Source organism: Solitalea canadensis DSM 3403 (genome assembly GCF_000242635.2).
Classification (GTDB): Bacteria; Bacteroidota; Bacteroidia; order Sphingobacteriales; family Sphingobacteriaceae; genus Solitalea; species Solitalea canadensis.
The window spans coordinates 5,019,037-5,031,647 of sequence record NC_017770.1 but is presented as its reverse complement, the minus strand read 5'-3'; the positions used below and the strand labels follow the sequence as shown (position 1 = coordinate 5,031,647).

11 protein-coding genes are annotated in these 12,611 nt (G+C 36.6%); 4 read left to right on the top strand and 7 right to left on the bottom strand.

Annotation, left to right across the window (positions count from 1 at the left end):
* Positions 1 to 20: 20 nt before the first annotated feature.
* The 5 genes from dut to SOLCA_RS21250 form a co-directional block, all read right to left on the bottom strand.
* Positions 21 to 455, bottom strand: coding sequence for a dUTP diphosphatase (dut, locus tag SOLCA_RS21270; protein ID WP_014682552.1), 435 nt, complete (start codon positions 453 to 455; stop codon positions 21 to 23).
* Between the two features lie 86 nt (positions 456 to 541).
* A complete protein-coding gene (locus tag SOLCA_RS21265) occupies positions 542 to 2,026 on the bottom strand; it encodes a lipopolysaccharide biosynthesis protein (RefSeq protein WP_014682551.1) in 1,485 nt (494 codons plus the stop codon).
* 62 nt (positions 2,027 to 2,088) lie between these two features.
* Positions 2,089 to 2,379, bottom strand: coding sequence for an acylphosphatase (locus tag SOLCA_RS21260; protein ID WP_014682550.1), 291 nt, complete (start codon positions 2,377 to 2,379; stop codon positions 2,089 to 2,091).
* An 8-nt stretch (positions 2,380 to 2,387) separates the two neighbouring features.
* Complete coding sequence (idi, locus tag SOLCA_RS21255) at positions 2,388 to 2,888, bottom strand: isopentenyl-diphosphate Delta-isomerase (protein WP_014682549.1); 501 nt, start codon at positions 2,886 to 2,888, stop codon at positions 2,388 to 2,390.
* 22 nt (positions 2,889 to 2,910) lie between these two features.
* Positions 2,911 to 4,065, bottom strand: a complete 1,155-nt coding sequence (locus SOLCA_RS21250) for an amidohydrolase family protein (protein WP_014682548.1) — start codon at positions 4,063 to 4,065, stop codon at positions 2,911 to 2,913.
* Positions 4,066 to 4,204: 139 nt separating this feature from the next.
* On the opposite strand from SOLCA_RS21250, the gene rlmN reads away from it, so the two are divergent.
* Complete coding sequence (gene rlmN, locus SOLCA_RS21245) at positions 4,205 to 5,269, top strand: 23S rRNA (adenine(2503)-C(2))-methyltransferase RlmN (RefSeq protein ID WP_014682547.1); 1,065 nt, start codon at positions 4,205 to 4,207, stop codon at positions 5,267 to 5,269.
* 97 nt (positions 5,270 to 5,366) lie between these two features.
* Positions 5,367 to 6,065 (top strand): ComF family protein, encoded by a 699-nt coding sequence (locus tag SOLCA_RS21240; protein WP_042480342.1) that lies wholly within the window; start codon positions 5,367 to 5,369, stop codon positions 6,063 to 6,065.
* Positions 6,066 to 6,751: 686 nt separating this feature from the next.
* Here SOLCA_RS21240 and SOLCA_RS21235 read toward each other — a convergent pair.
* Both SOLCA_RS21235 and SOLCA_RS21230 read right to left on the bottom strand, forming a co-directional pair.
* Positions 6,752 to 8,023, bottom strand: a complete 1,272-nt coding sequence (locus SOLCA_RS21235; protein WP_014682545.1) for a serine hydroxymethyltransferase — start codon at positions 8,021 to 8,023, stop codon at positions 6,752 to 6,754.
* Positions 8,024 to 8,264: 241 nt separating this feature from the next.
* A complete protein-coding gene (locus SOLCA_RS21230; RefSeq protein ID WP_014682544.1) occupies positions 8,265 to 9,032 on the bottom strand; it encodes a segregation and condensation protein A in 768 nt (255 codons plus the stop codon).
* Positions 9,033 to 9,261: 229 nt separating this feature from the next.
* Between SOLCA_RS21230 and SOLCA_RS21225 the strand changes: the two genes are divergently transcribed.
* Both SOLCA_RS21225 and dxs read left to right on the top strand, forming a co-directional pair.
* The gene (locus tag SOLCA_RS21225; protein WP_014682543.1) at positions 9,262 to 10,539 is read left to right on the top strand and encodes a nucleotide sugar dehydrogenase; all 1,278 of its coding nucleotides are present in this window, start codon (positions 9,262 to 9,264) and stop codon (positions 10,537 to 10,539) included.
* Positions 10,540 to 10,676: 137 nt separating this feature from the next.
* A complete protein-coding gene (dxs, locus tag SOLCA_RS21220; protein ID WP_014682542.1) occupies positions 10,677 to 12,605 on the top strand; it encodes a 1-deoxy-D-xylulose-5-phosphate synthase in 1,929 nt (642 codons plus the stop codon).
* The last annotated feature ends 6 nt before the right edge of the window (positions 12,606 to 12,611 follow it).

Sequence of the window (12,611 nt, the reverse complement as noted above, 5' to 3'; positions counted from 1 at the left end):
ACTATTGCTTAAAAGTTTGCTTATTGCAAACCTGTATGTCCGTAACCACCAGCACCACGCTCAGTTGTCGAAAGCACTTCAACCTCCAACCATCCCGCCTGTTCATGTTTAGCTACGATCATTTGAGCAATACGATCACCGTTGTTAATCTCGAAATGTTTATCTGATAAATTTATCAATAAAACTTTAACTTCCCCGCGATAATCCGCATCAATTGTTCCTGGAGAATTTAAAACAGTGATTCCGTGTTTTAATGCCAGGCCACTTCTCGGACGGATCTGAACTTCATAACCTACCGGAATTTCCATAAACAAACCCGTTGGAATTAATTGACGTTCAAAAGGTTTAATAACAACTGTATCTTCCAGAAATGCACGAATATCCATTCCTGCAGAAGCTACGGTTTCATATGATGGAGTAGGGTTAGTAGATTGATTGATTACTTTGATCTGCATATTTTTTTATGATTACTCTGATTATTTGACTTGCTTACATCGATTAATAATTTGATTACACCGATTTTCGGGTAACAATGATGCTCCTAAATGGAAGCTTGTCGCTTGATTAGTTTTTTAAAATTATCTTTCTCTCTATAAAAAGCAAAGCCAAGAAAAGCAATTAAAAGGATATTTCCTGCAAAGATATTGTTATGAAAGCCGAAATACAGAATGATTACCACTATTGCTGAGGCTCCTATATAGGTAAGTGCCGATGACAAATCATAAGGAATCGGGTAATTTTTTTGCCCGAGAACATATGACAATATCATCATTACCAAATAAGCTATTAAGCTTGCCCAAGCAGAGGCCATGTAACTATATTTTGCTATAAAAAAGATATTTAATAGGATGGTCAGGACTGCTCCTACTGCAGAGATGTAAAATCCGTAACGGGTTTGGTCTGATAATTTATACCAAACTGAAAGGTTCATATAAATTCCTAAACATACATAGGCAAACAGTAAAATTGGAACCACTGGCAAACCGACCCAAAATTTATGTCCGATAAAATATTTCAACACATCAATATTGGCCATCAATCCGACGAAAATCATACAAACTACTATTATGAAATAATGCATGATGGTAGCATATGTACGAGGCGCATTCTCATTTTTAGAATGACTAAAGAAAAAAGGCTCTGCTCCTAACCTGAATGCTTGAATAAAAATATTCATGAAAATAGCCAGTTTACAGCAGGCCCCATAAATACCAACATCACGTGTACTAATTTCGATCGGAAGATATCTCTCCAAAAGTATTTTGTCCAGATTTTCGTTAATAATGAAGGAGATATTAGCAATCAGGATTGGCCAGCTATAACTAAGCATGTTGGTAAACATTGCCGTATTAAACCTGAAATGAACTTTTGCAATCTCGGGTATTAGCAATATTAATGTAACAATACTAGCTATCAGATTAGACACAAATACATATCCCACCCAGTTAGGCTGATAATACTTATGAAAAAAATCGTAGCCGGGACCATGATTTTTAATTATTGCAGGAAGAACAAGAATAAAGAACAGGTTTAGCCCAATGAAAACACCAATGTTAGCAATTTTCACTACTGCATACCTAACAGGACGTTCATCAGCTCGCAGTTTTGCAAACGGAATTACGCATATCGCATCAATGGATAATATCCATACAAAGTATTGAACAAAGGGTTTGTAGTCGATACCTGTTTTATCTCCTTGTAACCATAGCGCAATAGGACCAGCAGCAGAAAGACCCAGTATCAGAAATAAAATAGCAACTACAGTTACACCCCAAAATGAATTAGAGTAGACTAATTGTTTATCCTTCTCCTTGCTTAGAAAACGGAAATAAGTGGTTTCCATTCCAAAAGCTAATACAGCATTCAGAATAGAAGCATAGCTATATAGAAGAGTAAAAACGCCATATACACCAGGAGCGTAAACATTGGTATATAAAGGAGTTAAAAAGAAGTTGAGAATACGGGTAGCAATATTGCTTAAACCATAGATAGCCGTTTGGCCAACAAATTTCTTAAAAACTGACAACTACTATCTTAATTAAAGGTGAATGGTATAATTCTAACTTTTATGAGTTGAATAATAAATTTTCAGAAGCCAAAAATACTCTTTTTCCGAACTTCAAAGCTTTTAAAATCTGCAAGATTACTTTCTGTTATGTCAACGGTTGTTACTACAGCCCTGTCCGGTCCTATTCTACACCATTTCATAAAAGCTTCAAGTTGCTCATCAGTCCCCTCTGCTTCAATGTAAACAGAACCTTCTTTCTGATTTTCAACAAACCTGGTTACACCCATTCTATCGGCAGCTTCTTTGGCAGATGCTCGATAATAAACCCCTTGCACTTTGCCTTTTATCACTATGTTGAGATGTTTGATCATCTTAAAAACTAAAGTTGTTTCAATATAATCTTAAACCATTCAGTATAAATCTCCGGATTCAACTCAACATCCTTTTTAACTACATCCATATTTACCCATTTATAATCGGATGCCTCCAATGGGTCAGGATTAACCATGCCATTGTAATTGCCAATATAAACGTAATCCAACTCATGTTCTGTTAATCCGTTATTAAATTCAGCTTTATAGATAAATTTATAGCTATAGGTTAAGGAACAATCAAAACCCATCTCCTCCTGCAATTTACGATGCAATGTTATTTCTATAGCCTCATCTTTTAATGGGTGACTACAGCAGGCATTAGTCCACAAGCCTCCTGAATGATACTTATCGATGGCCCTTTTATGGATTAAAACCTCATTATTATCATTAAATATCATAATTGAAAAGGCCCTGTGTAAAAGTCCCTGCTCATGAACAGGTAATTTTTCACCAAAGCCAACAACTTCATCATCGATATTTACCAATATAAGTTCCTTTTCTTTCATTTTTATTTAATGAGCCTCCGGTTCAGGCTATTTTTTTAATGGTAGTTTTTTCCGAAATATAAAAATGTCCTGAAGTCTCTCTTACATGTTGAAGAAGATTTAGTCCGGGTTTCTTTCCTTTTTCAATGGTTCCAAAATCATTCCATCCAAAAAAGTCCGCACCATTCTTGCACGCCCAGACAAGCATAGTTTCCAGGTCTATATCAGAAAATGCTGCAGCAATCGTCATCATCTCTGCTAAGATGGAAAGCTGATGATTGGAAGCAAGACTGTCGGTTCCTACTACCAGTTTAAGCTTTTTTTGTATAAACAATGGAATATCAGGCAACTGGTTTTCAATATAAATGTTTGCGTTAGGACATAAACACCAGTAATTATCGCTATTATCCTCTGCAAAGTTTAGATCCTCCTCCGAGGAACAAGTATTATGTACTAAAAGTTTTCTCCCTTTACCCATCCAAGGCAAATACGACTGTATAGAGTTTTTCCCTTTAGCATTAAAGAAGGAAATATCTAATCCAAAACCTTCATAAAGCTTAAGAAAATCACCTGTTTTATTTTTATAAAACTTACCTTCTTCTGCAGTTTCCTGATTATGGATTGAAACGATTGATTGTTCTAAGTCAGCTATTTGCCTGAATAATTTTTCAGAAACAGAATAAGGAGCGTGAGGAACAACTGTTGCTTCCTGTGGGGCCTTTGACGCCAATTCAATCGAATTTGACAACAATTTTTCTGCAGATGCAGGATTAAATCCAAAAACTTCCACAAATGTATGATAGTGTAAGTTCTGCTTTTTCTTCTGCAAAAATGTATTTTCCGAATTGGAGATATCACCTACTCCAACTATTCCATTCTCGCGCATTTCATTTTCGGCACGCTCTATGGATGAAATAATTTCCTGAATGTCTGCGCTACGAAACTTCTGCACATTTTGAATGAAGTTAACCAAACCAGTTTTTTCAGGCAGCTTACCTTTTAGGTGAGAAAGCTCAAGATGACAATGGGCATTTATAAAACCTGGACAAAGAATTCCATCAAAATGCTCTACATCATTCAAACCAACAGGAGATTGCAGCAGGTTTATCACTTTTCCATCATCGTCGATGATCACTACTCCATTTTTTAAAGGCTCATGAGCAAGTGTAATAATCCAATCAGCAGACAATTTTCGCATGTGCCAAAGATAGGGGTTATAAAACTTGAGAATGAGAAAATTTAGGAATTTGCCATAAAACAGTAATTGCATTTAACTATCATTTCCTCATTCTCCAATACTCAATTTTCGAATTATTAAAAAACCGTATCTTTGCGCCATGGAAAAGGCATTGGTTAAGAAGGACATACGTTCATATTCACTTGAAAATCTGAAAACTCTGTTTACCGAAATGGGTGAACAAGGGTTTAGAGCAAAGCAGGTTTATGAATGGTTATGGAAAAAATCTGCCTGGAGTTTTGATGAAATGACCAATCTTTCAAAAGATCTTCGTGAAAAACTTAACCAAAATTTCACCATCAATGCTGTTGCAATTGATAAGCAACAAATCAGCTCAGACCGAACTATCAAAAATACCTTTAAGCTTTACGACGGTAATATTATTGAAGGTGTATTAATTCCTACAGAAGACAGGATGACCGCTTGTGTGTCTTCACAAGTTGGTTGTAGCTTAACCTGTAAATTCTGTGCCACCGGCTACATGGATCGTAAACGTAATTTAAATGCGGATGAAATTTATGACCAGGTAGTTTTGATCGACAAACAGGCACGTGAGCATTATGGAATTCCATTATCGAACATTGTATATATGGGTATGGGAGAACCTTTGCTCAATTATAGTGGGATGATGAAATCGGTGGAAAGACTTACTGCTGAAGATGGATTAAATATGGCAGCAAAACGTATTACCGTTTCAACAGCTGGCATTGCTAAGATGATCAAAAAACTTGGTGACGATAATGTTAAGTTTAATCTTGCCTTATCTCTCCACGCTGCAAACGATACCAAGCGCAATGAGATTATGCCTATTAATGAGCAAAACTCATTAACAGCATTGCGAGACGCGTTAAAATATTATTTCGCTAAAACTAAAAATCCAGTTACTTACGAGTATATCGTATTCAATGACTTTAATGATTCCTTGCAAGATGCCAAAGAACTGGCTCAGTTCTGTAAACATGTTCCTTGTAAAGTAAATATCATTGAGTATAACCCAATTTCATTTGCAGATTTTGTAAATACGGAGGAAGACAAACTGGAAGCTTTTGCAAGCTACTTACGGAAAAACAATGTAAATGTCCATATCCGCAAAAGCAGAGGCAAAGATATTGATGCAGCTTGCGGACAACTCGCCGTAAAAGAAGAAGCGGCAGCAGGTCATTAAACTGAACATTCAGATGTTTATTGCCATATTTATTTAGATGTGGCGTTGATTGCTATTTAACATTCGATCAATCCTAATGATTGGTCATTTACTATCTATGAATATTTTTAAAGAGTACATTAATGATTTTCTTTCATTAATATTTCCTGAACTATGTCAGGCTTGTGGAAACAATTTATTTAAGGGAGAAACTGTTATATGCACATTTTGTCAACAGCACCTTCCCTACACAAACTTCCATCTCGACAAGGCTAACCCGGTTGCCAAACAATTTTGGGGCAAGATTAAAATTGAAGCAGCATGTGCCTGTTTTAATTTTAGAAAAGGTGGAAAAGTGCAAAATCTTTTACATCAGCTTAAATATAAAAAACAACAGGAGGTAGGTGTTAAATTAGGAAGAATCTACGGATATCAACTTCGTTATGCCGAGCCATATGACTCTGTCGACATTATAATTCCTGTGCCACTTCATCCAACCAAATTAAAAACCAGAGGTTACAACCAAAGTGAATGTTTTGCCAAAGGTTTGGCAGAGAGCATGAAAATCCCCATTAACTCCAATTCCTTAATTAAAACTACTTCAAATGAAACACAGACTAAGAAAAACCGTTTTCAGCGTCATGAAAACGTGGAAAGCATTTACCAAATCAGAGATATAGATGAATTGTCCGGAAAACATATCCTATTGGTAGATGATGTCATTACGACTGGTGCAACAATCGAAGCATGTGCAGAAAGCTTGTTAAAAATCGAAAATGTTAGCGTAAGCGTTGCCGCTATTGCTTACGCAAAATAAAGATAGATGTTTAAACAAATTTTATCGCTGATAATCTGATAGTTACAAGATTATTGAAATATTTTCACTTTTTCTGAAACCTTTCTGTACCTGCTGCGTAAAAGGACACAGAGAGCGTAAATTTAGATAGAAGGCGGGATTAACTATGTTAATCTTGCTTTCTTTTTTTATGGGCATTTCTTCCCAATTTTTCACTTCTTTTTAGAACAGGAACAACAGTTGGTGATTAGTGGTAACACTAATCTTATTAGCTATACATCTTTAAAAAGATTGCTTCGAGTGGTAGCAAAACCGACTCTCATTTTAACTGCACGACGCCTAAATTTTTTAGTTCCATATTTTATTAATGTAGGTCTTCACTGATCTTTTTCCTCTTCATACTTACATACCATAATTTACAGGCTTCGCTCCTACTCCCTATTATTCTACTTAAATCCGCTTTTCAAGACCAATAAAATATCACCAAAATATATTTCTAAAAAATTTTATCTTTTTTGAAACCTTTCTCAATCGATTGCGTAAAAGTACTTAGAGAGCGTAAATTTAGATAGAAGGCGAGATTAACTTAATGTTATTCTTGCTTTCTTTTTTTGTACCTACCCCACTCATAATCACCCAAAAATCGTAAACAAAAAAAGGCGATGATTTTCATCACCGCCTCTCAGAATATCCTAATCAGTTATTTACTATTTATAAAGAGGGAAATCGTGCATCCAGGTATTAATCTTTTTCTTTACTGCTTTAATTTCTCCTTCGTTATCAATATTCATTAACACACGGTCAATTAATTCAACAATTGTATCCATGTGTTCTTCTTTCATTCCACGAGTTGTAACAGCAGCTGTACCTACACGGAATCCAGATGTAACAAACGGTGATTTGTCATCAAATGGAACCATATTTTTGTTAGTAGTAATATCTGCCAACACTAAAGCATTTTCAGCAGCTTTACCGGTTACATTTTTATTACGAAGATCGATAAGCATTAAGTGATTATCGGTTCCACCTGAAATAATTTGGTAACCACGATCAACAAAAGATTGAGCCATACGAGCAGCATTCTTTTTAACCTGGGTAATATATTGTAAATATTCATCGGTTAATGCTTCACCAAATGCCACAGCTTTACCAGCAATAACATGCTCTAATGGTCCGCCTTGAGTACCAGGGAACACAGCAGCATCTAATAACGACGAAACTGTTTTTAATTCACCTTTAGGTGTTTTTAGCCCCCAAGGATTTTCAAAATCCTGGCCCATCATAATCATACCACCACGAGGACCACGTAAAGTCTTATGCGTAGTAGTTGAAACTACATGACAATGTTTTAATGGATCATTCAGCAATCCTTTCGCGATTAAACCTGCAGGGTGTGAAATATCTGCAAGAATCAAAGCGCCAATCTGATCAGCAATTGAACGAATGCGTTCATAATCCCAATCACGCGAGTAAGCAGATGCACCACAAATTATTAATTTTGGTTTCTCACGCATAGCAACTTCCTCCATTTGCTTATAGTCGATCAAACCAGTTTCTTTTTCTACTCCGTAGAAATGAGGTTGATATAAACGACCTGAGAAGTTAACAGGAGAACCGTGAGTTAAGTGACCTCCATGTGAAAGATCAAACCCTAAAATCTTATCCCCAGCCTGTAATAATGCCAAAAATACAGCAGCATTTGCAGAAGCTCCTGAGTGAGGTTGTACGTTAACCCAGGTAGCGCCAAACAATTCTTTAGCACGGTCAATTGCTAATTGCTCAACTTGGTCAACAATTTGACAGCCGCCATAATAGCGTTTGTTAGGTAAACCTTCAGCATACTTGTTGGTTAAACAAGAACCTTGTGCTTCCATTACCTGCTTGCTGGTAAAGTTTTCTGATGCGATTAACTCGATGCCTTCTTCCTGGCGGTCTGCTTCTTTAGCAATAAGATCAAATAGAACGGTATCTCTGTTCATGTGAGAATAATTTGTTTTTGTGTTAAGATGAAAATCAAACATTTACAAGGCTTGTAAACACTTGACACCTTCCTCGGGTTAGGTGCCGCGAAGTTACTAACTCTTTTTGAGGATTTTAAATGAAGTTTCGCGCAAAGTCACTAAGACGTCAGGTTTTTGACATTTAATTCTGAATAAAGATTAATACGTTAAAGTAAGAATAGAGCTTTGAGATCTTGCCGCATTGTTTGCTATTTCAAGTCTATTTTTCCATTTCTTCAACGGATTCTTCAACTTGTTCTTTAGGAGAAACCCAAAAATTATTAAATCCAAGGCCGATATTAATATCAAGGATTTGCTGTTGCAATAACTCCAAAACAGCCAAGAAGTTATAAACCAACTGAACTTTATCCTGACTTATGGATAAAACATCTTCAAAACTCACCCTTTTTTCTTTATCGAAAAGCTTCATAATTGCTACTTTCTGCTCTTCAATTGAATAAGGATATTGAACAACAGTATGAACTATTTGCTGTTTACCTGCCGCAAATCGAGCCAATACTCGTTCATAAACGGTTAATAATCGATAGAGATCAAGTGTTTGCAATTCTTCGCCGGGAGCCGCCTGACTTGCAATTTCTTCTAACTCACGAGCAATATTCCCTCTTTTTTCTTGTTTCAATCGTTCATCTTCCAAATGCTGAAAGTCAGTCATTACAGCTTTGTACTTTTTATATTCAAGAAGCTTTTGGACCAAATCTAAGCGAGGGTCGATTTCGTTACCTTCTTCATCCAATTCTGGCCTAGGAATCAACATTTTAGCCTTAATTCGCATTAATGTTGCCGCAACAAGAATAAATTCGCTTGCAAGCTCGATATTCATCGCCTGCATTTGATGAATATAATCGAGAAAATCGCGAGTTATATGAGCAATAGGAATATCGTGAATATCTAACTCATCCCGTTCAATAAAAAACAGAAGCAGGTCAAAAGGACCTTCAAATTGTGCTAACTTTATCTCGAAACTCAACGGACAGTAATCTTTTGCCGCAAAAATACACTTCCGATGTAATTATCAATGAGCTAATTTTCAACCAATGGGGAAAAAGACAACACCGAAACAATAAAATAACAATAGATTGGATATTGGTGGGCTGATGGAATTCAGCTATTATTTAAAGTAATAGCGTATTTTTGCAATCAATAGAACTCTTTGTTTTAGAACTTCCGTTCATTTAGAATATATTGAACAAAACAGAATGGATACACTTTCTACTGAAAATATAAAAATAGCAATTGTTGGTTTAGGATATGTGGGTCTACCATTGGCGGTAGAGTTTGGAAAGAAATTTACTACTGTAGGTTTTGATATTGATCAGCTACGTATAGATGAGTTATCCAAAGGTTTCGATAAAACCCTTGAAACTCAATATGTGGATATCAATTCAATAGAAAAACTCTCCTTCACAAGTAATTTAAATGACTTAAAAGATTGCACTGTTTATATTGTAACGGTTCCAACTCCGGTAGACGAATTCAAGAATCCTGATTTACGTCCATTGCTAAAGGCCTCTGAAATGTTAGGGACATTAATTAAAAAGGGAGATATTGTTATTTATGAATCCACTGTTTATCCCGGTTGCACAGAAGAGGATTGTGTTCCAGTACTGGAGAAATACAGTGGTTTAACATTCAATAAAGACTTTTTCTGTGGCTATTCACCAGAACGAATAAATCCGGGTGATAAAACAAATACGTTAAAATCTATCAGAAAAGTGGTAAGCGGCAGTACTCCAGAAATTGCCAAAATAATAAAAGACCTATACGATTCCATTATTGAAGCGGGGACATTCCTGGCACCGTCATTAAAAGTAGCGGAGGCGTCAAAAGCCATAGAAAACGCCCAACGTGATGTTAATATATCGTTCGTAAATGAGCTGGCTCTTATTTTCGACAGAATGGGCATTGACACCAATGATGTACTTGAAGCTGCTGGCACTAAGTGGAATTTTCTCAAATTTAGACCAGGCTTGGTCGGAGGACATTGTATAGGAGTTGACCCTTATTATCTTACACATAAAGCCCAGAGTTTAGGATATTATCCCCAGGTAATTCTATCCGGTCGCCGAATCAATGATAACATGGGAATGTTCATCGCCAACAAAGTGGTGAAATTATTAATACAGAAAAAACATCGGGTGGATGGAGCTAAAGCTTTAATATTAGGTGTTACTTTTAAAGAGAATTGCCCAGACGTTCGTAATTCCCGGGTTATAGATATTTATGAGGAATTAACCCAATTTGGATTATTAGTTGACATCTATGATCCCTGGGCAGATAAGAGCATTGTTAAAAAAGAATATGGGATTGATTTATCCCAGAATCTGTATAGCAAGGTTTATGATGCCATCATTTTGGCTGTTGCACATAATGAGTTTTTAGAAATAGATTTTTCACGTATAACTGCAAACGGATCAACAGTAATTTTTGACACGAAGGGGATTCTGGACAGAAATATTGTAGATGCTAGATTATAATTTCAAGCTAAAAAAGGACAAAACTCTCATTATCAGTCCAACTTATAATCGTTCTATTCTCTGAAACCAAAGTAATTATATTATGTTTAAGTTATATATTTGCTGGCTTAAACGGAGTTATAACAAAAATCCAAACAATGCAGGTTGAAGCGGGACCATTGTTGAGAAATATCAACTATCCTTCGGATTTGAGAAAATTGAAGGAGAATCAGTTAGAAGAAGTTTGTAAAGAGTTAAGACAATATATTATTGACATCGTATCTGTAAACGGTGGCCACTTTGGTGCAAGCCTTGGTGTAGTAGAGCTAACTGTCGCTTTACATTATGTATTCAATACTCCATATGATCAACTCATTTTTGATGTTGGTCACCAGGCATACGGACATAAAATATTAACAGGTCGGCGAGACGTGTTCCATACTAATCGTATATACGGAGGCATTAGTGGTTTCCCTAAACGATCAGAAAGTGAATACGATACCTTTGGGGTAGGTCATTCATCCACCTCGATTTCAGCTGCCCTAGGGATGGCCGTAGCATCTCAATACAAAGGAGAAACCGACCGTCAACACATCGCCGTTATTGGCGATGGAGCAATGACTGCAGGACTGGCCTTTGAGGCACTCAATCATGCTGGCGTAGAGAACTCTAATTTATTAGTGGTTCTTAACGACAATTGCATGTCAATTGACCCGAATGTTGGTGCATTAAAAGAATACCTTACCGATATCACAACCTCACAATCGTATAATCAATTCAAAAAGGATGTTTGGAAGATATTAGGTCCAATTAGCAAATTCGGGCCTAATGCTCGTGATATAGTTAAGAAAGTAGAAAAGGCTATCAAAGGAAGCATTCTGAAAAAAAGTAATTTCTTTGAAGCATTACAGTTCCGTTATTTTGGCCCCATTGATGGGCACAATGTCGAGCACATGGCAAGAGTAATGGAGGATTTGAAACATATTCCAGGGCCAAAATTACTACATTGTGTAACGGTAAAAGGAAAAGGCTATGCTTTAGCAGAGCAGGACCAAACCAAGTGGCATGCTCCTGGATTGTTTGATAAAATCACTGGAGAAATAAAAAAATCTGTACCTGCAACTCCTCAGCCTCCTAAATATCAAGATGTATTTGGACATACAATTGTTGAACTAGCAGAACAGAATCCCAAAATAATGGGAATTACCCCAGCTATGCCCTCAGGTTGTTCATTAAACATTATGATGAAAGCAATGCCAAACAGAGCATTCGACGTGGGTATTGCCGAACAACATGCAGTTACCTTCTCTGCCGGGTTAGCAACTCAGGGAATGATTCCATTTTGCAATATTTACTCATCATTTATGCAGCGTGCATATGATCAGGTAATACATGATGTAGCAATCCAGAATCTCAATGTAGTGTTTTGCCTTGATAGAGCCGGAATTGCCGGTGCTGATGGCCAAACGCATCATGGGGCTTATGATTTAGCCTATATGCGTTGCATTCCAAACATGACAGTTTCTGCTCCAATGAATGAAGAAGAGCTGCGTAATCTTATGTTTACCGCTCAACAAGATAACATGGGTCCTTTTGTTATTCGTTATCCACGTGGCAATGGTGTAATGGCCGACTGGAAACGTCCCTTACAGCCAATTGAGGTAGGGAAAGGTCGTAAGATTTGCGATGGTGATGAAGTAGCAATATTAACAATCGGCACCATAGGAAATGAAGCTGTAAAAGCGATAAATCAACTGAGTTCAGAAGGAGTTAACCCTGCTCATTATGATCTCCGTTTTGTAAAGCCTTTAGATGAAGAATTGCTTCACGAGGTATTTAAAAAGTTTAAAAAAGTGATTACTGTTGAAGATGGATGTGTAGTTGGAGGAATGGGTTCTGCTGTAGTAGAATTTATGGCAGATAACGGATACATGGCAGAAGTAAAACGCTTAGGTATCCCTGACAGAATCGTTGAACATGGAGAACAACAGGAACTTTATGCAGAGTGTCATTATGATTCAAAAGCAATAGCGAGTACTGTTAAATCAATGGTAGAAGGAAGCACAGCGAAGTTATTAGCAATTTAATAGATA

What these genes read in the sequence shown, in the direction of transcription:
- dut (WP_014682552.1), bottom strand. Translation starts at nt 455, where the DNA reads ATGCAGATCAAAGTAATCAATCAATCTACTAACCCTACTCCATCATAT.
- SOLCA_RS21260 (WP_014682550.1), bottom strand. Translation starts at nt 2,379, where the DNA reads ATGATCAAACATCTCAACATAGTGATAAAAGGCAAAGTGCAAGGGGTT.
- idi (WP_014682549.1), bottom strand. Translation starts at nt 2,888, where the DNA reads ATGAAAGAAAAGGAACTTATATTGGTAAATATCGATGATGAAGTTGTT.
- SOLCA_RS21250 (WP_014682548.1), bottom strand. Translation starts at nt 4,065, where the DNA reads ATGCGAAAATTGTCTGCTGATTGGATTATTACACTTGCTCATGAGCCT.
- rlmN (WP_014682547.1), top strand. Translation starts at nt 4,205, where the DNA reads ATGGAAAAGGCATTGGTTAAGAAGGACATACGTTCATATTCACTTGAA.
- SOLCA_RS21240 (WP_042480342.1), top strand. Translation starts at nt 5,367, where the DNA reads ATGAATATTTTTAAAGAGTACATTAATGATTTTCTTTCATTAATATTT.
- SOLCA_RS21235 (WP_014682545.1), bottom strand. Translation starts at nt 8,023, where the DNA reads ATGAACAGAGATACCGTTCTATTTGATCTTATTGCTAAAGAAGCAGAC.
- SOLCA_RS21225 (WP_014682543.1), top strand. Translation starts at nt 9,262, where the DNA reads ATGGATACACTTTCTACTGAAAATATAAAAATAGCAATTGTTGGTTTA.
- dxs (WP_014682542.1), top strand. Translation starts at nt 10,677, where the DNA reads ATGCAGGTTGAAGCGGGACCATTGTTGAGAAATATCAACTATCCTTCG.